The 21,528-nt window shown below is 40.2% G+C and carries 18 protein-coding genes; 7 read left to right on the top strand and 11 right to left on the bottom strand.

Features of this window, described 5'->3' with window-relative positions:
- The first annotated feature begins 244 nt into the window (after positions 1-244).
- Positions 245-568: a DUF433 domain-containing protein gene (locus H6G41_RS14855; RefSeq protein WP_190746949.1), complete on the top strand. Its 324-nt coding sequence runs from the start codon at positions 245-247 to the stop codon at positions 566-568.
- 73 nt (positions 569-641) lie between these two features.
- Here H6G41_RS14855 and H6G41_RS14850 read toward each other — a convergent pair whose 3' ends face one another.
- The gene (locus H6G41_RS14850) at positions 642-1,211 is read right to left on the bottom strand and encodes a hypothetical protein (protein ID WP_190746965.1); all 570 of its coding nucleotides are present in this window, start codon (positions 1,209-1,211) and stop codon (positions 642-644) included.
- 432 nt (positions 1,212-1,643) lie between these two features.
- Positions 1,644-2,540 carry a LysR family transcriptional regulator gene (locus H6G41_RS14845; RefSeq protein ID WP_190746948.1) on the bottom strand — a complete coding sequence of 299 codons (897 nt, stop codon included), beginning with the start codon at positions 2,538-2,540 and terminating at the stop codon, positions 1,644-1,646.
- Between the two features lie 164 nt (positions 2,541-2,704).
- Between H6G41_RS14845 and H6G41_RS14840 the strand changes: the two genes are divergently transcribed.
- Complete coding sequence (locus H6G41_RS14840; RefSeq protein ID WP_190746947.1) at positions 2,705-3,631, top strand: aspartoacylase; 927 nt, start codon at positions 2,705-2,707, stop codon at positions 3,629-3,631.
- A 4-nt stretch (positions 3,632-3,635) separates the two neighbouring features.
- Here the strand turns inward: H6G41_RS14840 and H6G41_RS14835 are convergent, their stop codons facing one another.
- From H6G41_RS14835 to H6G41_RS14825, 3 genes are all read right to left on the bottom strand, one after another.
- Complete coding sequence (locus H6G41_RS14835) at positions 3,636-4,364, bottom strand: DUF3891 family protein (protein WP_190746946.1); 729 nt, start codon at positions 4,362-4,364, stop codon at positions 3,636-3,638.
- 96 nt (positions 4,365-4,460) lie between these two features.
- Positions 4,461-5,150: a manganese catalase family protein gene (locus H6G41_RS14830; protein WP_190746945.1), complete on the bottom strand. Its 690-nt coding sequence runs from the start codon at positions 5,148-5,150 to the stop codon at positions 4,461-4,463.
- Between the two features lie 120 nt (positions 5,151-5,270).
- Entirely contained in the window at positions 5,271-5,549 is a 279-nt protein-coding gene (locus tag H6G41_RS14825; protein WP_190746944.1) for a GlsB/YeaQ/YmgE family stress response membrane protein, read from the bottom strand.
- Between the two features lie 691 nt (positions 5,550-6,240).
- Between H6G41_RS14825 and H6G41_RS14820 the strand changes: the two genes are divergently transcribed.
- Positions 6,241-7,599, top strand: a complete 1,359-nt coding sequence (locus H6G41_RS14820; RefSeq protein ID WP_190746964.1) for an amino acid permease — start codon at positions 6,241-6,243, stop codon at positions 7,597-7,599.
- Positions 7,600-7,642: 43 nt separating this feature from the next.
- A complete protein-coding gene (locus H6G41_RS14815; RefSeq protein ID WP_190746943.1) occupies positions 7,643-8,284 on the top strand; it encodes a cyclopropane-fatty-acyl-phospholipid synthase family protein in 642 nt (213 codons plus the stop codon).
- Between the two features lie 86 nt (positions 8,285-8,370).
- Here H6G41_RS14815 and H6G41_RS14810 read toward each other — a convergent pair whose 3' ends face one another.
- The 3 genes from H6G41_RS14810 to H6G41_RS14800 all read right to left on the bottom strand — a co-directional run bounded on the left by H6G41_RS14810 (position 8,371) and on the right by H6G41_RS14800 (position 11,216).
- Positions 8,371-8,673: a protealysin inhibitor emfourin gene (locus H6G41_RS14810; RefSeq protein WP_190746942.1), complete on the bottom strand. Its 303-nt coding sequence runs from the start codon at positions 8,671-8,673 to the stop codon at positions 8,371-8,373.
- A gap of 276 nt (positions 8,674-8,949) precedes the next feature.
- Entirely contained in the window at positions 8,950-10,032 is a 1,083-nt protein-coding gene (locus H6G41_RS14805) for a M4 family metallopeptidase (RefSeq protein WP_190746941.1), read from the bottom strand.
- 458 nt (positions 10,033-10,490) lie between these two features.
- Entirely contained in the window at positions 10,491-11,216 is a 726-nt protein-coding gene (locus tag H6G41_RS14800) for a trans-aconitate 2-methyltransferase (RefSeq protein WP_190746940.1), read from the bottom strand.
- A gap of 155 nt (positions 11,217-11,371) precedes the next feature.
- Here H6G41_RS14800 and H6G41_RS14795 point away from each other — a divergent pair, with 155 nt between their 5' ends.
- Entirely contained in the window at positions 11,372-11,650 is a 279-nt protein-coding gene (locus H6G41_RS14795) for a BrnT family toxin (RefSeq protein WP_190746939.1), read from the top strand.
- Positions 11,651-11,666: 16 nt separating this feature from the next.
- On the top strand, positions 11,667-11,945 hold the full coding sequence (locus tag H6G41_RS14790) for a hypothetical protein (RefSeq protein WP_190746938.1): 279 nt from the start codon (positions 11,667-11,669) through the stop codon (positions 11,943-11,945).
- A gap of 76 nt (positions 11,946-12,021) precedes the next feature.
- On the opposite strand, the gene H6G41_RS14785 is transcribed toward H6G41_RS14790, so the two are convergent.
- Together H6G41_RS14785 and H6G41_RS14780 are read right to left on the bottom strand one after the other, a co-directional pair.
- Complete coding sequence (locus H6G41_RS14785; protein WP_190746937.1) at positions 12,022-13,233, bottom strand: RNA-guided endonuclease TnpB family protein; 1,212 nt, start codon at positions 13,231-13,233, stop codon at positions 12,022-12,024.
- Positions 13,234-13,563: 330 nt separating this feature from the next.
- Positions 13,564-15,147 carry a hydantoinase B/oxoprolinase family protein gene (locus H6G41_RS14780; RefSeq protein ID WP_190746936.1) on the bottom strand — a complete coding sequence of 528 codons (1,584 nt, stop codon included), beginning with the start codon at positions 15,145-15,147 and terminating at the stop codon, positions 13,564-13,566.
- A gap of 437 nt (positions 15,148-15,584) precedes the next feature.
- Here H6G41_RS14780 and H6G41_RS14775 point away from each other — a divergent pair, with 437 nt between their 5' ends.
- Positions 15,585-20,981, top strand: coding sequence for an ATP-binding sensor histidine kinase (locus H6G41_RS14775; RefSeq protein WP_190746935.1), 5,397 nt, complete (start codon positions 15,585-15,587; stop codon positions 20,979-20,981).
- On the opposite strand, the gene H6G41_RS14770 is transcribed toward H6G41_RS14775, so the two are convergent.
- The gene (locus tag H6G41_RS14770; protein ID WP_190746934.1) at positions 20,963-21,526 is read right to left on the bottom strand and encodes a dual specificity protein phosphatase family protein; all 564 of its coding nucleotides are present in this window, start codon (positions 21,524-21,526) and stop codon (positions 20,963-20,965) included. The genes H6G41_RS14775 and H6G41_RS14770 overlap by 19 nt on opposite strands.
- Positions 21,527-21,528: the final 2 nt, after the last annotated feature.

The raw sequence follows: 21,528 nt of genomic DNA, 5'->3' as shown, positions 1-21,528 counted from the left end.
AGTCTTAACTTATATCATGTTTGGCGGAATAAATGTTATCGGATGAATATTTTATTTTCAATAAATACCTAGAGTGAGCATTGCCCATCATATCTGGGTTTTGCTAGGAAATGTTGACAGATATGAAGATGTTTTCCAAACTAAAACTTATTTCTTTAGCACTAATGAAATTTTTCACACATGTTCTAGAGATATTTCAAAATTTTGTAAAATTATCATTAGTTGTTAGATAATCAGATAAATTATGCTACTTGAAGATTATTTTGATTTTCAGCGTCCTGATGATATTCGACTCAAAGGTACAAGAGTAGGTATTGAAACTATTCTTTATCAATTTATCCACCACAGTCGCACACCAGAAGAAATTGCCGAAAGCTATCCTTCAGTAACTTTAGAGCAGGTATATGCAACTATTCTTTATTACCTGCATAATAAAGAAGCAGTCAGCGCTTACTTGACTGATTGGTTAGAGTGGAGTCATAAAATGCAAGAAGAACAACGACGCAACCCGCCGCCAGCTGTCGCCAAGCTGATAAAATTCAAAGCTGAAAAAGAAGCTATTTTCTAGCTAGTTCGGCATTGTCCATCCTACAGATATTAAAATCTACACCAACAAACCGCTGGACAACTGCATCAAGTTTTTAAGGATTAATTGCAGAATTAGCCATTTTAATCAATGAAGCGCGATCGCCTGCTTTTAATCCCACAGTATATTGCACTCCCCGTTGTCGCCAAGTTAAGGTAGCATCCGAGCAATTAGCACCACAACTATAATCCACAAAATAACCTGTAATTTTCTTCGCTAAAGCCACAGGTTTACCAGTTAAACGCGGAGTTTTGCGGGTTACAGCTTCCGCAGTCACTACACCTAGCCGGCAAGCAGTTCCACCAGTACAATCGGGACTAAATCCTAGTAAAATTTCGTATTGATTTCTTGTCGCTTTTTCTAAAATAGCGTAAATAGGAGTTCCTTCATCCGACTCAGGAACAAACTTGGGTAATAATATCCCAATTCTGGTTTTTTGCTTGAGTTTGGCAAGAATTGGTCTAAAAACTGCATTTGGTTGCAAACTAGTTTTTTGAACTTGGTTTTGAGCAATTTCTTGAGTTTGATGGTTGACAGTGGCTATAGCTGCATCCGGTAAACTGTTAGTGCTAGCTAACAAAATTGCAGTACAAGCCGCAGTGAAATATTTGTAACCTAAAATCATCATTAATATTTATCTAAATAGGGTGGTTTATTGACGTTTGTCATGGGTCAGTGTTGCCAGCTGATTCATGTTTCTTAACGTACTTTGATTTATTACCCCTGTCTTACTGGCAAATACTGATTTTTTGTTTTAATTTTAGTATTAAATTATGCATTTCGTCTATGACAGTTACAGGACTCATTTGTGAGTTAGAAAAAAAATCCTAGATCTGAAAAACTGCACAAAATTACAAGCACATCGACAAATTAGGTAGCCATTGTCACCAAGGTTTAAGATTTTCGGAAATTGTGATCTAGAACACCGATTATTCATGAAACAGGTGATATTGTTTATTTGTGTGTGAGGAGCAAGTTAAAACGAAAAACATCTGGGGTGGAAACACGGCAACACTCCCAGATGTTTTTTGTTTCATTTATACACAATAATTTATTTTCACAGTGGATAGTGGGTTAACTCGCGAATTACCTTGAGAAATTCCTGCAAAACCACAGATGAATCTTCTTGTCGCCACACAACTACAATCTCCCGCGAGAAATTTGCACCTTTAATTGGGCGATAAACAACACCTGTACGCTGAAGATTTTGGACATTGCTAGGTAAGAGTGCTACCCCCATACCACCAGCGACTAAGCTGAGAACGGTAATTGTCCAAGTTGCTTCTTGAACTACTTTGGGAAAAAAACCAGCTTGTTGACAGAGGTTAATAATTTCCGTGTAGGAAGGAACGATTTCCGGAGAAGGTAAAACAAACGGTTCATCAGCCATTGCAGCTAAAGGAATTTCGGCTAGGTTGGTGAGGGGATGGGTGGCTGGTAAGGCAATCACCAAAGACTCGCGTACAATAGGTAAATAACTCAAGTGAGAATCTGGTTGATGGGAATCGGGTAAGCGGTCAAATCCTAAATCCAGACGGCGATTGAGTAATTCTTGAATCTGTTCAGCAGCGGTGAGTTCGCGCAATACCAATTTGACATGGGGAAAGCGATCGCGAAATGTGCGTAGCATTTCCGGAAGGACACTATTAGCAATAGAACTATTAGTACCAACAATTAATTCGCCAATTTCGCCGCGACTAGCCCTTTGTGTTTGAAAAATGGCTTGTTCGAGTTGATTTATGACCAATCTTGCTTCTGCTAAAAATACTTGTCCTGCGGATGTCAGTTGTAGAGGACGCTTTTTACGATCGAACAATTTCACACCAATTTCGGCTTCGAGAGCGCTAATCTGTTGGCTGAGGGGAGGTTGCGCAATATGCAGACGTTGAGCTGCGTAGCTAAAGTTTTTTTCTTCAGCCACAGCAATAAAGTAGCGCAAATGTCGAAGTTCCATCGCTTGCTCGAACTACTATATTTCTTACTATATGTTTTATATATAGTGTACTTGTGCAAAAAATATCCTAAATATAGTTGCTTTCCCTTATATTGACAAATAGAGACTATTGAGCAAGATTCATCCCAGAAACTTGTCAGGTTATCGGGGTAATCACAGGAACTATGAGCAAAATCAAGCGTGTCGCGATCGTAGGTGGAACTCACGGAAATGAAGTCACAGGAATTTATCTAGTCAAAAAATTTGAGCGATCGCCTCATTTAATTCAGCGCCCAAGTTTTGAAAGTTTGACACTGATTGCTAATCCTCAAGCCTGTGCGATCGGTAAAAGATATGTGGATACAGACTTAAATCGCTGTTTTCATCGCCAAGATTTAGCAAATCCTGATTTGACTAGTTATGAAGCACAACAAGCAAAAATAATTTATCAAACCTTTGGCTTACAAGGTAGTCAGCCAGCAGATTTTGTGATTGATTTACATAGTTCTACAGCCAATATGGGGCTGTCTATTATTTTAGGCAATGAGAATTTATTAAATCTGAGTTTAGCGGCTTATTTGACATCTATAAATCCCAAAGTAAAAATACTTTACTCTACCAGCCAAAAACAGGTGAGACCGCACTTAGATTCAATTTGTGAATTTGGCTGTACCTTGGAAGTTGGCGCAGTTGCGCAAAATGTGTTGGATGCAACTTTATTTCAAGAAACTGAAGCGATCATTCACGCTATTTTAGATTATTTAGAAAGCTATAATCAGGGAAAAACACCGCCTGTAAAAGATACTATCAACGTTTATCACAGCATTGAAACAATCGACTATCCCAGAAATGAGTTAGGAGAAATTCAAGCGATGATTCATCCACAATTGCAATTTCAGGATTATCAACCCCTGCATCCGGGAGAGCCGATGTTTTTAACTTTTGACGGTAAAGAAATTAATTATGAAGGGGAAGCAACTGTGTATCCCGTCTTCATTAATGAAGCCGCTTATTACGAAAAAGGAATTGCAATGTGTATTACCCAATTAAGCGATAAAAATGTCAACAGTCAACAGTCAACAGTCAACAGTCAACAGTCAACAGTTAACTAAATAACTAACTCTTCACAAACGTCCATTCCAATATTTTAATGGGTGCTTCTTGGAGTGCTTGGGAAAGTTCAGTGCTGTCTTTGAATTTCAATTGAGTAATATCGCAGGCTTCAATATTGACTGTAAATTTTTCATCCTCAAAAGGCCAAGGGTTAACAGTTACTAAAGAATCGCCACGTAACATGATGTCATAACGCCGATCGTCAGGCCCTTTGCTAATTTCTAACCATCGTTCATCGGCGGGTAGTTCTTGTTGACAGAGAATCAGGGAAAGGCGATCGCACCATTGCATAAATGCATAAGCTGCTTCCACAGATGTTTTTTCAATTCCCAATTCCTGACGCCAACGCTTTTGATTCTCTAATTGCTCATCTAAAAATTGGTCAAATTCTGCACCTTGACCGCGTTTTCCTTCATAGAGACGACTGATATGCTTAGATATTAATAAAGCTACCCAGCGACCGCGATAGAGTGCATTTTTTGCTAGTTTATCAATTTTATCTAGATTAGTTGAATGTTTGAGGGTGAAATCCATTGGCGCACCCGCTTCAGTGACAATATCCTCTTCCCATTCTTTCTCTAAATCGTCATGATGAGAAATTGCAGCTAAGGTTTCATATAATCTGGCTGGAGCATTTTTGCGCCGCCACTGTCCCGCTAATTGCGCGGCTAATAAAGCATGTGCCCGATGATAAATAATTTCCCAACCATTGGGTGTAGCATTGACAATCACTAGTTAATTCTCCATAGTCTAAATTTTAATTTTTCCGGAAAAATGAGCCAGAGAATCAACTTCTAACTGGCTCATCTTCTCTCCTATTTCAGTTTATTAGGAGTGTTGTTTTAGCGGATCGGCAATATATTTAAATGTGGGTTCAGAATTCCAAGGGCCGCGCTCATCTTGACTACCATTTGTAGATAAATTGTAGTAGAGAGCGACAGTTTCGTCAGGCTGAATATTACCAAACAAGGGATCTGTTAATTTACCCAGAGAATCCAGCGCCTTCATAAACATTTGGGTATGAGAAATTTCTCTGGTTAACAGATGAACTAATGTTTTTTTAGTACCATCATCTGTGGCTAACTTAATCAACTCTTCGTAAGTCTGACGCGCCCCAGCTTCAGCTGCAATATTGGCTCTTAAATCGCGGACTACATCGCCACCTTCATTAAGATAATTTGCAGTCCAAGCGCTACCTTGACTATCTAAAAAGTGCGGCCCGATTCCGCGGATAGCAAAGAGAGTACTCTTATAAGCCTCTGTTTGATCCGTATTTTTTGTATGGGCTTCGATGAGTTTACCCACCATTTCTAAATGGCTAAACTCCTCAATGGCAATGTCTTGCAGCATATCTTTAATGCCCGCATTTTCGACATGGAAAGATTGCACCCAGTATTGTAGAGCAGCTGTAAGTTCTCCTGTGGCTCCACCAAATTGTTCGAGGAGTAACTGAGCAAAACGAGGATTTGCATCACTAACGTTTACTGCATGAATCGGTTCTTTTTTATGAAAAAACATGTTTTGATTCTTCCTGAAACAATAATGTGGTCAAAGTAATTCGCAATTAATGCTGACTATTGGAAAAATAGACTTAGTTTAATACTTATCTTTCCTAATTAACGAATTACGAATTGATGATTAAACTCTACTACTTCTGCTCAATAGTCCCCATAAGTAAATAGCAATAATTGCACCAATTACAGCTATAAATAGACCTGTTAGACTAAAACCAGCACCAGCAGCTGTAATTTGTAGCGTTCCTGTTTGTAAAAGTGTATAAAGACTTCCTCCAATGAAAGCACCGACAATACCTAATACCATTGTCGAAAGAATGCCGCCACCTTGATAACCTGGATAAATTGCTTTCGCGATCGCACCAGCTAAAAGTCCTAAAATAACCCAAGCAATAATATTCATAAACTCTTCAGAAATCTTGTCTGGTTATCCTTAATTTATCTAGAAAAAATCCAAATTGTTTCTACCAGTTGGGATAAATATTACAATCAGAAGATAGAGAAGAAATGATGATGATTTATTCCTATTTTTTAAAGGCTTCTGGGTTAATTATCGAATCAAGTAGCACTTCAGCTAGTCCTAATGATCAAGCAAGAGGCAGAAGGGTATTTTGACTATATTAATATTTTCGTAAACCTTAACCTGCTGGTTTCCTTTCTTGAGAAAATATTTTGCTGTTTGCTCTCTTAATGCTTCACTGAGAAAAATATGAAAATTTTACTCAATTCAATAATTTTAAATCATAGTGTATTACAAAATATTAAGAAAAAATTATCGCATTTCTTTCTATCTAGAGAAATAAACAAATTATCTATCTTTGTATAGATGTATAAATGAAAATAAATCCTCTTATATATAAACATTGTCGATTTAAGCTGCACAAATAATTGAGTAAATCTGTGTCAGCAGAAATGTAACTTAAACTAGAACCATAATACATTCCTGACAAATGATTAAATGTTCTAGTCTTTCTCATGCTGAGTACTTTTTCAAGTCTTGAGTATCAAAAAGGAGGATTATTCTGTTGGGGTCAAGACAATAAAACTCAAATGCAGAATCTCTATTGATTACTCAACAACGATCGGGAGTTCAAGTGACTAGACGTGAAAACTACAGTTTAATTGGGCAGCTAAAATCACCGGAAATAGCCGCGCCTAAGCAATCGCTAACATTACTAGATGCTGTGGCGCTGATTGTCGGAATTGTCATCGGGGCAGGAATTTTTCAGACTCCGGCTTTGGTAGCGAATTATGCAGGTAGCGATCAAGCTGTGCTGCTGTTTTGGCTAATAGGTGGTGTAGTGTCTCTAGTAGGAGCATTATGCTATGCAGAGTTAGCAACAACTTATCCTGATGTGGGTGGTGTTTATTATTATTTGAAACGAGCTTTTGGCCGGGGAGTTGCTTTTTTATTCGCCTGGGCGCGAATGACTGTGATTCAAACAGGTTCTATTGCACTGTTGGCATTTGTCTTTGGTGACTATGCTTCTCAGATATGGCGACTAGGTAGATTTTCACCGTCTATCTATGCAGCAGTAGCGATCGCTCTTTTGACAGCTTTGAATATTGTCGGTTTGCAACAAGGTAAGTGGACGCAAAATTTACTCAGTGCGGCAAAAATTTTAGGTTTATTGCTGGTGGTACTGATTGGCTTAACTGCGACAGCTGATACCACTGTCCCTGTAGAATCTACAGCCTCAAGTAACTGGGGATTGGCAATGGTGTTTGTGCTGTTGTCCTACGGGGGATGGAACGAAGCAGCCTATATTGCGGCAGAAATTCAAAATAGAAAACGCAATATTTTGCGATCGCTGCTATTAAGTATTGGTATTATTACCGCCATTTACCTGTTAATCAATTGGGCTTACCTGCGAGGTCTGGGATTAGCAAATATGGCTCAATCTGAAGCCGTCGCCGCAGATTTGATGCGATCGCTTTGGGGTGCGCCAGGAGCCTTTTTTGTCAGTCTACTGATCGCCATTTGTACATTAGGGGCAACCAACGCCACAATTTTCACCGGGGCGCGGACTAATTACGCTTTGGGTCAAGATTTTTCCCTGTTTGGTTTTATGGGACATTGGCGACAAAGACCCAGCACACCTAGCTATGCTTTACTTTTGCAAGGTGCGATCGCCTTAGGGCTGGTGATCTTGGGTACCCTAACCCGCAAAGGCTTTGAAACAATGGTAGATTACACCGCCCCAGTCTTTTGGTTTTTCTTCCTACTTTCAGGAATATCGCTGTTGGTTTTACGACAACGCGACCCCCAAATACCGCGATCGTTTCGCGTACCTTTGTATCCTTTTACGCCCTTACTTTTTTGTGCAGTTTGCGCCTATCTGCTCTACTCCAGTTTAGTTTATACCGGCATAGGAGCAGGGGTTGGTGTTGCCGTTGTGGTAGCAGGAATACCACTACTGCTATGGAATAACTACCGCCAAGGTAGAGCTTAATTGATTCAAGATAGCGAATACCAAAATAATCAGGAGTATTGTGATGAATTTGTCCAAAATTCTGCTTTTACTGACTACAGGGTTTAGTATTGTCAGCTTGGGAATTACTGGTTGTACAGCTCAACAGCAAAGTTCAGAAACAGAAACCCAACAACCTGCGGTGACTGTTCAGCAAACCGAGACACCAAGCACCCAACCCCAAGAACGTCCTGCTGATGTTCCCTACGTCCCAACACCACAACCTGTGGTAGATGCAATGCTACAAGTTGCAAAGGTTGGTAAAAATGATGTGCTTTACGACCTTGGTAGCGGTGATGGCAGAATTGTAGTTACCGCCGCTCAAAAATTCGGTACCCAAGGCGTAGGTATAGATATCAATCCAGAACGGATTGCAGAAGCTAATCAAAATGCGCAAAAAGCTGGAGTAACAGATCGCGTCAAGTTTGTCCAGCAAGATTTATTCAACACGGATTTGAGTAAAGCCACGGTAGTCACACTCTACTTACTACCTGATGTCAACCTCAAACTGCGCCCCAAACTATTTAAAGAACTCAAACCCGGTACGCGGATTGTTTCCCACGCCTTTGATATGGGTGATTGGAAACCTGAACAGACACTAACTGTTGATGGTAAAACTATTTATTATTGGGTAGTTCCAGAAAATATTCCTGCGAATTTACAATAGTCATTGGTCATAATGACAAATTCTGAGTGGAGAAAACCTCTGCTCAGAATTTGTCATTTGTTATTTTTTGCTGTCTTTGTTTTGTCTCAAGAAGGACGCTTTGCTACTTGATTAAGCCAGTCAATCAGGGGTCTTAAAGTTCCTGGTAATGCTGCTTCGCTGACGGTAACTGTATGTTGCTTACCTTGGTCTTCTACTGTCAACTTATATTGAAAGCGATCGCTCTGGGGATTAGGTGAAGTAATTTTTTCTGGTAAATTAAATAAACCCGCCGCTTCCACTAGTCTTGGTAATTCTTGGGCTTCGTTTAGTGGGAGAGTAGCTGTATCAACGGTTGTTTTTTTACTAATTCCCGCAAAGCCACCTGTGCGTTCAAAGGAGATCCGCATTGTTTACTCTCCGCTTTCCTGTTTAGGGGAAATAAAAAAACTGGAAGATTTTAACTGTCATCTTCCAGTGTAACAACAAAGGACAACTTAGTATAAATGCTGAATACTGAATGATGAGTGATGAAAACTTCATCATGTACTAAAGGAACCCCAAACAATAAACAACAGCTTCATTTCGTTGATGGTTGACGGTTGACAGTTCACAGTTCACAGTCAACAGTCAACAGTCAACAATAGCAATGAAATATTTTTTACTTGGAAGCCCCTAACCATTGGCTATTTGATTACACCTACCTTTTGCCAAGCATTCTGTACAGCTTTTTGTTCCTGACTATTGTTACCGTACAGTTCGCCAGCTACTTTAATTGTGGTGTTAGCAGCTGTTTTAAAATTAGAATTAGCACGTAGGCGATCGCGCAAAGTTATATACCAAATTTTCCCAGCCTTTTCCCAAGCATAGCCGCCAATTTCCACAGATGCTAGGTAAAAAGCATGGTTAGGAATACCTGAATTAATATGCACTCCGGCGTTATCCTCCGTACCAGTATATTTATCTTTCATATATGCCGGTTGGGGATCTTTACCTAGAACTGGATCGTCATATGCAGTTCCTGGTGCTTTCAGGGAACGAATACCCACGCCATTGACAGCCGGAGTCAAAAGTCCTTCGCCAATAATCCAGTCGGCTTCCTCGGCTGTTTGATTTTTACTTTTCTGCTTAACTAACGCGCCAAATACATCAGAAAATGACTCATTCAGCGCCCCTGGTTCAGCATAATACTGTAAACCGGCTTCATATTGAGTTACGCCATGAGTTAATTCATGGGCAATCACATCTATCGATTTAGTAAAGCGTTGGAATAATTCGCCATCACCATCACCATAGACCATTTGGTCGCCATTCCAGAAGGCATTATCATATTTAATGCCGTAATGAACGGTAGAATCTAAACGCAGTCCTTTGTCATCAATAGAATTGCGATCGAATATCTCATAAAACATGTCGTATGTCGCACCAGCAGAGTCATAAGCTTCATTCACAGCTTCATCAGTGCTTGGTGGGTCGCCTTCACCCCGTACTAATTTACCAGGTAAATTTTCTGAAAATTGAGCATCATAAATAGTACGGCGCTTTTCACCTGGGGATGGTGCAAAGGAGACAGCACCAATGATATTTCTTCTACCGCGCAATTGTGCGGAAACATTTAATGTTTGAAAAGCCCAACTACGCTGTTCTGGGTTACCATTTACGACAACATTTTCCAGCATATGTGGGGGAATAATACAACAGATAGGGCATCTAGAGTAGCCTGGATGTTTACAGTTAAAACTAGTAGATTTCTTCTTATTTCGAGCCATCCGAGATATTCTCCTTTTTTAACTAACTGATGGCAGACAAAGGAGCAGAAAAATTAATTTATGTTGCTTGTCCCTATTTTTCTAATTTAGAAAACTTTCTACTCTATTTTTTAGGATAGTTCTGTTGATCGGGGACAGTAGCATCTCAAAATATTTTGATGTTGGGACATGACATAAAAACACAAGAAAAAATCAGATTCCGCAAATTTCCGCCAAAATCTTTTAATCTTGTGATGCACAACCTCCTTGACGACCCAACGGCCTTATATAATAAGCCTTGTTATCAAGAAACGTGTAATTTATTACCGATTTGTTACTTACAGGGCAGAAAACAGGGCGCACACTGAGCGTAAAGCCTGCGGCATAGCTTCGCTTAGCGCGTAGCGTCTCGCAGAGAAGTCGAAGTGTGCAGGGGGTGGGGGGACAAGGAAGACTATTGACTATTGACTATTGTCAAACTACAATTTGCGCAACCAACCACCAAAAACTGCTAAGCCGTAATATTTCCAAGGTACCGCTACAGTCTCAAAACCAGCATTTGTCAGCATTTGCAAATGTGCGTTTAAAGTTGCTAATTGGTCTTGGCTGGAATAGCCTTGAGTGCTACTTGTACCCACCTTAGCACGAACTTCCGCTAGGGTTTTACCTTGTTGGGCTGCCCATTCTTCTCGTGCGGCTTGGTAGACTTCCACTAATAAGGGTGATTCGGGTAAAGTTGGGTCAGCATTCCAAAAACAACCATCAGAACTGAGACTAGCAGCAATTTGTTGAAATAGCTGGAATTTCATTTCATCTTGGAGATGGTGAATCGCCAAAGATGACACACAAGCAGTAAATTCTCTACCTATACCAAATTTCTCCGGATTATTTGCCCAATCGCCAAAATCCGCTTCGATACCACTCCAGCGATTTGCATACCCAGCGGCGGCGATTTTATTTTGAGCATATTCCAGCATTCGCGGTGAGTAATCTAACGCTACTACTTGCGCCTGTGGACAGCGTTGGAGTATTTTCAGACTTAATTCGCCTGTACCGCAACCTAATTCTAAAATGCGATCGCAACTCAAAGGTACACAACGGCTAATTACCTCCAGCATTTCGTCATATCGCGGTAATAACTGGCGAATTCCTGCATCAAAATCAGCAGTTTTGGCAAATACTTCACCGGGAAATAGTTGTTGCATATCGCTGGTGTTAGGTGTTGCATCTATGCATTAATCTTAAAGCATCGTGACCGATTCAGGGCGATCGCTCCTAGCTTTAGGAATTCAGAACAAGGTACAATCTAAAGTGAAATGTTATGAAAGGTTACTAAACTATTCTCAAAAAGGATAATTTTGTGGAATTGGGGTTTGAATGGGATGAAGAAAAAGCTAAAGAAAATCTAAGAAAGCATGGAATTAGCTTTGAAGAAGCAAAAACCGTATTCAACGATCCTTTTGCAATTACTATTAATGACCCTGAACACTCAATTGATGAAGAAAGATTCATTGATATTGGTCTTTCTACAAGAGGTAAATTACTTGTTGTAGTGTATACAGAACGTCAACTCAATATTCGCATCATCAGTTGCCGTCAAGCCACAAAATTAGAACAAAAAGTTTATCAACAAAGTTAATTCTGAGCCAGCTGATATGACAGATAACACAGATAAAGATGATATGCTCCCAGAATACGATTTTACAACTGGTGTACGTGGAAAGCACTACCAAGCTTATCGCCTGGGGCATAATGTTACCATTCATCAAGCTGATGGTACAACTACTGTACAGCACTTTACTGTCGAAGATGGTGCTGTAATGCTCGATCCTGATGTGCGAGAGTATTTTCCTGATGGAGAAGCTGTGAACCAAGCTTTACGCACATTGATCAGCCTATTCCCCAAAAACCGCGAATCCTCTACACCACAATGATCATATTTGCGATTGTTACTCTCCAAGACATCAACCTTCCATTTGTTGAATTCGCTTTTCGTTGACACTCTCCGCCCTATAAGGGCGAAGATTCTTCAATCTTTGACCCAACTTGCTCAGACAGGATTACTCCTGCATGAGTAGAGGTCGAATCTCCTGAAGCGTTCGAGTCTATGACCCAAGTTCCGGTATGCCCTACCGTACTTAAGGCTAATTTCAGAATGTTGATGGCAGCATTCCAATCTCTATCCATCACAAAGCCACATTCACAAACATGGGTTCTTGTAGATAGAGATTTTTTGACTATTGCACCACAGTTAGAGCATTGTTGCGATGTGTAGGCAGGATTAACCGCAACAGTTATTCTGCCAAACTTCACCCCAAAATACTCTAACCATTTCCTGAATTGATACCAACCAGCATCATTAATCGATTTGGCGAGACAGTGATTTTTAACTAAATTTTTAATCCTCAAGTCTTCATAGGCGACCAAATCGTGAGATTGGATGACGCAACGCGCTACTCTCTTAGCGTGTTCTTGACGTTGCCTACTTATTTTGAGGTGTACTCGCCCTAATTGATTAATAGCTTTCTTACGGTTGGCAGAAGCCCTTTTTTTTCTAGAAACGCGCCTTTGTCGAAACTTGAGGCGTTTCTCTGTTGTGCGATAAAACCTTGGATTAGGTTCACTGTGTCCATTACTGTCTGTGTAGAACTCTTTTAGTCCAACGTCCAAACCGATAGTTTTACCAGTTGGTTGTGTTTCTACTTTGTTATCTACACTCACCAAAAATTGAACATAGTACCCGTCTGCACGACGTACTAACCTAACTCGTTTTATCTGTTCTATTTGGTAGAAGTTTAAATCCCACGTTCCTTTAAGTTTGAGCTTGCCAATACCTTTTTTGTCGGTGAAGGTTATTTGTTTTCTCGTCTGGGAAAGTGACCATCCAGATGTTTTATATTCCACTGAGCGAGAATTCTTCTTAAACTTTGGATATCCTTTTTTGCCCGGAACAGACTTTTTACAGTTGTCGTAAAAACGAGCAATAGAACTATAAGCCCGTTCGATAGAGGCTTGGCAAGCGCTAGAATTCAAAGCTGTTACAAATGGGAATTCACCTCTCAATGACTTGCTCAGGCGATATAAGTCTTTTTGTCCTACACCTCGGTTATCCATCCAAAAACGGATAGCTTTGTTGCGGACAAATTGAGCAGTTCTCATCGCCTCATCAATAGCATTGTATTGAGTTGTTTTCCCCTTGGCTTTGAATTCTAAAACAATCATTTGTGTGGAAAACTTCTACGCAAATATTCTAGCATAATTAAAGCCGTCCTCTAAGGACGGGGCTTTAGACCCAGGTCTTTGGTAAATTTCCCGCAAAACTTACTCATACTGCAAACAAACTGATAAAAGCTGCTACTTTTAGCTAAAAAATCGAGTCAAACTGATAAAGGCTGCTACTTTTAGCTAAAAAATCGAGTCAAACTTATGAATGCTCGACTCAAACTTATAAAGACTTATACTTTTAGCTTAACAATTAAATCAAACTTATGAATGCTCGACTCAAACTTATAAAAGTTGCTGTTTTTAGCTAAAAAGATTGAGATTTGCACTTCATCTATCACCAAAACCCCCTCCCCCAGGCGTTTCTATGACAAAAATATCTCCAGCTTCCATCTCAACGGTTGCAGTACTATCTAACTCCTGTTGCGTTCCATCTTGACGCTGTATCCAGTTGCGTCCAACTTTTCCCGGTTCCCCACCATTTAAACCAAAGGGAGAAACACGGCGATGATTAGAAAGAATATTCGCTGTCATCGGTTCTAAAAACTTGATGCGACGAATCACCCCATTACCCCCAGAATACTTTCCTTTACCACCGCTATCGGGACGCAGACTAAAGCTTTCTACCAATACAGGATAGCGGGTTTCTAAAACTTCTGGGTCAGTTAGGCGAGAGTTTGTCATGTGGGTGTGAACTGCATCAGTACCATGAAAGTTAACGCCTGCACCAGAACCACCGCAAATGGTTTCATAATATTGATAGCGTTGATTGCCAAAGGTAAAATTATTCATGGTTCCTTGAGAAGCTGCGATCGCACTTAAGGCACCATATAAAGCATCAACAATAGTCTGGGATGTCTCTACATTACCCGCTACTACTGCGGCTGGGTAGGTAGGATTGAGCATACAACCTTCAGGCACAATAATTTCTAAAGGTTTTAAACATCCCGCATTTAGGGGAATACTATCATCAACTAAAGTTCGGAAGACATATAAAACTGCGGCTTGGGTAACGGCTCTGGGGGCATTAAAGTTACTGTTTAATTGGGCAGATGTGCCAGTAAAATCAATAATTGCACTGCGATTTGCTTGGTTAATTGTAACTTTAACTTGAATTTTAGCACCGCTATCCATTTCATAGATAAATTCACCATCTTTGAGGACAGAAATTGCCTTTCTCACTGCCTCTTCTGCATTATTTTGGACAAATTTCATGTAAGCTTGTACAGTTTCTAATCCATATTGCTCAACCATCTTGCGAAGTTCTTGTACTCCCCGTTCGTTAGCTGCAATTTGGGCTTGAAAATCAGCAATATTTTGGTTGGGATTACGCGCCGGATAGGGATGATTGGCTAAAATTTCTCTGACTGCTGTTTCGCGAAAATTACCTTCTTCAACTAATAAAAAATTATCAAATAAAATACCTTCTTCTGCTACCGTGGTACTATGGGGAGGCATAGAACCGGGAGTAATTCCGCCAATATCTGCTTGATGTCCGCGTGAAGCGACATAGAAAATGGGCATTGGGCATGGGGCATTGGGCATGGGGCAGAGATTATTTTCACCGCTTGCCAAAAATACAGGGGTAATGGCTGTGACATCTGGTAGGTGAGTTCCGCCGTTATAGGGATTATTTGATAAATAGACGTTTCCCGGTTGAATATTATTGCTCTTATCATTAATTAAACTGCGGACGCTTTCACTCATTGAGCCTAAATGTACAGGTATGTGAGGAGCATTAGCTACTAATAATCCAGATTCATCAAAGATAGCGCAGGAAAAATCTAAGCGTTCTTTGATATTCACTGATGCTGCTGTATTTTGCAGCACAATTCCCATTTGTTCCGCGATAAATTGATAAAGGTTTTTAAATATTTCTAAACGTACTGGATCTGGTTGAGATATCGGTTGCATTTTAGTTCCTAGTTATTGAAATCAGAGAACCACATCTGTCGTAGGGGCACGGCATCAGTAAAATTATTGTATGTACCAAAAGATTGTCGGTGCCGTGCCCCTACAGATTTTTTGTTATTGGTTAGGTATAATTGGGTTAGCACTGCATTCAAATTAGAGATTACGTATCCCGGTATTTATCTTAGTTGGTTTTGGGGTGGCGAGTATTGGGGGTGCTTGGTGAAGGAGAATTTTGCAAACAATCCCCATTGCCGCGATCGCAGTTTAGAAGATACCTTAAGATACTTCCCACTAAAAAATATACAACCACTTTGGTAAGCAGGGGGAGAAAGAATTTTTGAATTTTTAATACATAATGCGATGTAATAGTTGACTTTCTAATTTTTGGGGGAATTATAACGATGAGATAAATTTCCTACATACTTTTAGTTGATACTATGACACTGGCGGCAAGCAGCTACGCGAATCTATTCCCCGAAATTCCTGGCTATGAAATAGTTGAGCAATTATATGTGGGTTCTCGGACGATTGTTTATCAAGCAGTGGAAGAATTAAGCCAGCGTCAGGTTGTCATCAAATTATTGCAACAAGATTATCCTAGCTTCAGCGAATTGTTACGTTTTCGTAATCAATATACTATTGCCAAAAACTTGAATATTTCTGGTGTGATTCGTCCCGATCGCCTGATAGCATATCGCAATAGTTATGCCCTAGTAATGGAAGATTTTGGCGGTGTGGCGCTATCAACATATAGCCACAGCCATCAGTTAATACTATTAGATACAATAGCGATCGCGCTGCAAATAGCCGATATTCTTCATGAGCTTTATCAGCATCGGGTAATTCATAAGGACATCAAACCCGCTAATATCCTAATTCATCCAGAATCGCAACAAGTCAAACTCATTGATTTTAGTATCGCTTCCCTATTACCGAAAGAAAACGAAGAAATCAAACACCCCAATGTATTGGAAGGCACATTAGGCTATATTGCACCAGAGCAAACCGGGCGGATGAATCGGGGCGTTGACTACCGTACAGACTTTTATAGTCTAGGTGTGACGTTGTTTGAATTGTTGACGGGACAGTTACCTTTTGCTAGTAACGATCCTTTAGAACTGGTGCATAGTCACATTGCCAAACCTGCACCCAGGGTAGATGAAATTAATTCAGAAATACCAGAAGCGATCGCGCAAATTGTCGCTAAGTTAATGTGTAAAAATGCCGAAGATCGCTACCAAAGTGCTTTAGGCTTAAAGCATGATTTGGCAATTTGCTTAGAACAGTTAAAGCAAACAGGACATATTGAACAGTTTATCATTGGGCAACGGGATATTTGCGATCGCTTTTCCATCCCGGAAAAACTCTATGGGCGAGAAGCAGAAGTTCAAACACTATTAGATGCTTTTGCGCGAGTCAGCAACGGTACCTCAGAATTACTGCTAGTAGCTGGGTTCTCTGGGATTGGGAAGACGGCGGTTGTCAATGAAGTTCATAAACCCATTGTGCGGCAGAGGGGTTATTTTATTAAAGGTAAATTTGACCAGTATAATCGTAATATCCCTTTCTCTGCCTTTGTCCAAGCCTTTCGGGATTTGATGGGACAGTTGCTTTCAGAATCGGATACTCAATTACAAGCGTGGAAAGCCAAGATTCTTGAGGCTTTGGGAGAGAATGCCCAAGTAATTATTGATTTCATCCCGGAATTGGAATGTATTCTTGGTATACAACCACCTGTAGCAGAACTATCGGGTACGGCGGCGCAAAATCGGTTTAATTTGCTGTTCCAGAAATTTACTCAAGTTTTTACCACTCCCGAACATCCTTTGGTGATGTTTTTGGATGACTTGCAATGGGCAGATGCCGCATCATTAAAATTGATGCAGTTGTTGATGAGTGAGAGGGAACAGGGGTATTTACTGCTGATTGGGGCTTATCGGGATAACGAAGTATTTCCCGGACATCCGTTAATGCTGACTTTAAACGAAGTCAGCAAAGTAGGAGCTACAATCAACAGAATTACTTTAGCATCTTTGAGTAGAACCAGCCTGAATCAGTTAGTGGCAGATATGCTCAAATGTGCTGAAACCTTGGCACAACCTCTAGCAGAATTAGTCTATCAAAAAACCCAAGGGAATCCCTTTTTTGCCACACAATTTCTCAAAACTCTGCATCAAGAGCAATTTATTACCTTTAATATCCAAGCTGGACATTGGCAATGTAATATTACTCAGGTACGCGAGGCTGCATTAACCGATGATGTGGTAGAGTTCATGGCCAAGCAGTTGCAAAAATTACCTGATGAGACTCAAAATATCCTCAAACTGGCAGCTTGTATTGGTAATCAATTTGACTTGAATACTTTGGCGATCGTTTCAGAACAATTGCCGCAGCAGGTAGCAACTGACTTGTGGAAAGGGTTACAGGAAGGATTCATTTTACCCATCAGTGAAACCTACAAGTTTTTTCAAGGTGATGGTTTAAATGATAACTACAGTGATGGAATTACCGTTGCTTACAAATTCCTTCACGATCGCGTCCAGCAAGCTGCTTATTCCCTGATTCCCCAACAAGAGAAACAGGTTGTACATCTTAGCATTGGTCGTCACTTATTAAACCATACATCTGCGGAACAATTAGAGGAGGAAATTTTTGATATCGTCAACCAATTGAATATTGGCTGTACGCTGATCAGTGATACCCTAGAGCAAGGAAGGCTGGTAGAGTTAAACTTGAGAGCCGGAAGAAAAGCGATCGCTACTACTGCCTATGATACTGCTACCTATTGCTTAAAATATGCTTGTAATTTGCTGCCGACTGATAGCTGGCAAACTCAGTATGATCTAGCATTAGCTTGCTATAGTAGCGCGGCTGAAGCTGCTTATCTCAATACAGATTTGGCGCAGATGGAAACATTGGCGGAAATTGTCTTGCAACAAGCGCGGAGTTTGTTGGATGCTGCCAAGGTATATGAAATTAAAATCGATGCTTACACTAGCCAAGGTGAATTTAGCAAAGCTTTAACCACGGGTTTAAACTTTCTCCAATCTTTTGGAATTGAATTTCCCAGTCAGCCTGAGAAACAAGATTTTGCTGATTTTCTCCAGCAAACCCGACAGCAATTAGCAGGACGTTCCACAGATGAGCTGTTAAACTTACCTGTGATGACTTCGCCTCAATTCCAAGCACTGCTGCAAATCTTAGTTAAGATTAGCCCAACTACATACTTAGCATGTCCACCCCTGTATCCCTTGATTTGCTGTCAGCAGGTGCAGCTATCAGTCACCCACGGTAATATTCCCGCCTCCAGCTTTGGATATGTGGTTTACGGATTATTACTTTGTGCTGTCGTTGGTGATATTAAAACAGGTTATGAATTTGGTCAATTAGCTTTACAGTTATTAGATAAATTTAATAATCAGGAATATGCCGCTAAAGTTTTATACATGACCAATAAGTTTACTGTTCACTGGGTGAAAAATGCGGCGACAACTTTACAACCTTTACAAGAAGCCTATACCCTGGGACTAAAAGTTGGCGATCTTGCTTATGCTGGCTATTCTGGTTATACCTACGCCTTTCATGCTTATTTTGTTGGCAAAGAACTCACAGCTTTAGAAACAGAATGTCAGGCTTACAGCATAGGCTTGGCAAATATCAAACAACAAGCACTTTTAGGCTATTTGCATATCGTCCATCAAACCGTTGCCAATCTCTTAGGAAAATGTGAGAACCCAATTAAATTAGGAGGCACAATTTTTGATGAAGGGGTAACTTTAGCCAATCTGGAAAAAGCCAACGACAAAACGGGGTTATGGCATTTCCATATGTGCAAAGTAACTTTAACCTATTTATTTGAGTGCCATGACCAGACATTTTATCATTGTCAACAAGCAAAGCTAAATGCTGGCGGTGGTACTGGGATGCTGAATGTACCAATACTGTATTTTTATACAGCTTTAGCCTGTTTCACCCAGTTATCAGAAAATTCTCAGACAGATGAGTTATGGTTATTAATTGCGGATGCTAAAGAAAAGCTGCAAAATTGGGCTACCTATGCACCCATGAATTGTCAGCACCGATATGATTTGATTTGTGCTGAAGAACAGCGTGTTTTAGGACATCCACAACAAGCAATAGATTTCTACGATCGCGCTATTTCTCAAGCTGAGGAAAATGGCTATATCTTAGAACAAGCGATCGCTAATGAACTTACTGCTAAATTCTACCTTGGTTGGGGCAAAGAAAAAATTGCTGCTGTCTATATGCAGGAAGCTTATTACTGCTATGCTCGTTGGGGAGCGAAAGCAAAAAGTAACGATCTAGAACATCGCTATCCTCATTTACTGCGTCCGATTCTGCAATCAGTTTCCCAACCCATGAAACTGTGGGAAAGCTTGACAAGCACAATTCCAGATATTTCCCTGAATACCTCAGAATCTAGCCTAGGTCATAGCACAAACATCAATAACGCTATCGATATTGCCACTATGATCAAAGCTTCTCAAAGTCTATCTGCAACTCTGCAACTTGATGATTTACTACATCAACTCACAAAAATTATTTTACAAAACTCCGGGGGCGATCGCTGTGCTTTAATCTGTCCTAATTCTGAGGGTGAATGGCAAGTTGTCGCTATAGCTACACCACAAACCACACAACTTTGCTCAGAACTACTCAATGGTAATCCCAATCTACCTGTAAAATTGATTCAGTATGTCAAGAACACGCAACAAATCGTAACGATTGACAATCTCAAAACTGATTTACCAATCATAGATGAATATCTTATTCGTCAACAACCAAAGAGTTTGTTATGCTTGCCAATTATTAGCCACGGACAATTAATTGGCATTGTATCCTTAAAAAATCGCTCCACTAGTGGAGTATTTACTAGCGATCGCATTTTCGTTCTTAACTTCCTCTGCACTCAGGCGGCGATTTCTCTAGAAAATGCCCGACTTTATCAAAAAGCGCAAACCTACGCCCAAAAACTAGAACAATCGCAACTGCAAATCGTCCAGAGTGAAAAAATGGCATCCTTGGGTAACTTAGTTGCAGGTGTCGCCCACGAAATCAACAACCCCATCGGCTTCTTGAATGGCAGTATTAATAATGCCCAAGAATATGTGCAGGATTTACTCGACTATATCGCCCTCTATCAACAATATCATCCCGATGCCGCCGCACCTGTGCAAGAAAAGGCAGAAGACATTGATTTAGAATATTTAAGCGAGGATTTACCAAAGTTACTTAATTCCATGCAAGGTGCAAGCGATCGCATTCAGTCTATCAGCACTAGCCTCCGCACCTTCTCCCGTGCTGATACTGAGTATAAAGTCAGGGCTAACCTGCACGAAGGTATCAACAGCACAATACTAATTTTAAAATATCGCCTGAAAGCTAATGATTCCCGTCCCGCCATTCAAGTAATTACCGAATATGGTCAGTTACCAGAAATACAATGCTTCCCAGGACAATTAAATCAGGTATTTATGAATATCCTGGCTAATGCCATTGATATGTTCGATGAAATGGCTAAATCTCAATCTTATCAAGAAATTAAAGCCAATCCCCAACACATCAAGATTCGCACAGCAATGGGAGAAAATCAAGTTCTCATTTCGATTGCAGATAATGGTAAGGGGATGAGCGAAGATGTAAAAGCAAGAATATTCGACCATTTATTTACCACTAAAGGCGTAGGTAAAGGAACAGGCTTAGGATTAGCGATCGCTCGGCAAATCGTGGTAGAAAAACATGGCGGTAGTTTAGAAGTACAATCTCAGTTAGGTAAAGGCAGCGAGTTCTGCATTCAACTACCAGTTTTGTGAACAACACAATCATCAAGCAGTGCGTTTAACTCCGCAATTACTTTCCAAGGATTTCGACCTTTTAAAAAAGCTGCAATCGCTGCTTCATAGGGATTTCTACCAGTTTTTCTCACTGCTGATATTGCTGCTTGATTGGAAAATCCTCGTCCTCTAACTAACCAAGCAGCTAAAATATGTCCTGTGCGTCCAATTCCCCCAGCACAGTGAACTACTACTTTTTCATTTTGCTGATTTGCTAGTAGTAGAAAAGGTAAAATTTTCTCTTGTAAAGTTTCCCGACTGACTAATTGAAAATCTTCAATTGGTGCCCAACATACCCTTTCACTACCAAATTTATCTTGATATATTCCGAGCAAATCTGAATATTTATTTAGTTGAACAGGAGCAAGTAAACAGCAAACACGTTGAATATTTTGGCTTTGCATAAATTCGAGCCATTGCTGAATCTGCACATCACTATATGCAGGTTTTGCAGCACCAAATACAATTTTTTCCTGTTCGCAAGCAGCCGCAAATTTATATTTATTATTACTTTTAAAATTCATGT

The sequence above is a fragment of the Tolypothrix sp. FACHB-123 genome (genome assembly GCF_014697075.1).
Taxonomy (GTDB): domain Bacteria; phylum Cyanobacteriota; class Cyanobacteriia; order Cyanobacteriales; family Nostocaceae; genus Aulosira.
This window is presented reverse-complemented; position numbering and strand designations above follow the sequence as displayed.

Excerpts from the sequence above, each read along its gene's own strand:
- H6G41_RS14810 (WP_190746942.1), bottom strand. The coding sequence starts at position 8,673 with ATGCGGATCTCCTTTGAACGCACAGGTGGCTTTGCGGGAATTAGTAAA.
- H6G41_RS14780 (WP_190746936.1), bottom strand. The coding sequence starts at position 15,147 with ATGCAACCGATATCTCAACCAGATCCAGTACGTTTAGAAATATTTAAA.
- H6G41_RS14845 (WP_190746948.1), bottom strand. The coding sequence starts at position 2,540 with ATGGAACTTCGACATTTGCGCTACTTTATTGCTGTGGCTGAAGAAAAA.
- H6G41_RS14805 (WP_190746941.1), bottom strand. The coding sequence starts at position 10,032 with ATGGCTCGAAATAAGAAGAAATCTACTAGTTTTAACTGTAAACATCCA.
- H6G41_RS14800 (WP_190746940.1), bottom strand. The coding sequence starts at position 11,216 with ATGCAACAACTATTTCCCGGTGAAGTATTTGCCAAAACTGCTGATTTT.
- H6G41_RS14825 (WP_190746944.1), bottom strand. The coding sequence starts at position 5,549 with ATGAATATTATTGCTTGGGTTATTTTAGGACTTTTAGCTGGTGCGATC.
- H6G41_RS14790 (WP_190746938.1), top strand. The coding sequence starts at position 11,667 with ATGACAGATAACACAGATAAAGATGATATGCTCCCAGAATACGATTTT.
- H6G41_RS14775 (WP_190746935.1), top strand. The coding sequence starts at position 15,585 with ATGACACTGGCGGCAAGCAGCTACGCGAATCTATTCCCCGAAATTCCT.
- H6G41_RS14770 (WP_190746934.1), bottom strand. The coding sequence starts at position 21,526 with ATGAATTTTAAAAGTAATAATAAATATAAATTTGCGGCTGCTTGCGAA.
- H6G41_RS14785 (WP_190746937.1), bottom strand. The coding sequence starts at position 13,233 with ATGATTGTTTTAGAATTCAAAGCCAAGGGGAAAACAACTCAATACAAT.
- H6G41_RS14830 (WP_190746945.1), bottom strand. The coding sequence starts at position 5,150 with ATGTTTTTTCATAAAAAAGAACCGATTCATGCAGTAAACGTTAGTGAT.
- H6G41_RS14850 (WP_190746965.1), bottom strand. The coding sequence starts at position 1,211 with ATGATTTTAGGTTACAAATATTTCACTGCGGCTTGTACTGCAATTTTG.
- H6G41_RS14855 (WP_190746949.1), top strand. The coding sequence starts at position 245 with ATGCTACTTGAAGATTATTTTGATTTTCAGCGTCCTGATGATATTCGA.
- H6G41_RS14840 (WP_190746947.1), top strand. The coding sequence starts at position 2,705 with ATGAGCAAAATCAAGCGTGTCGCGATCGTAGGTGGAACTCACGGAAAT.
- H6G41_RS14815 (WP_190746943.1), top strand. The coding sequence starts at position 7,643 with ATGAATTTGTCCAAAATTCTGCTTTTACTGACTACAGGGTTTAGTATT.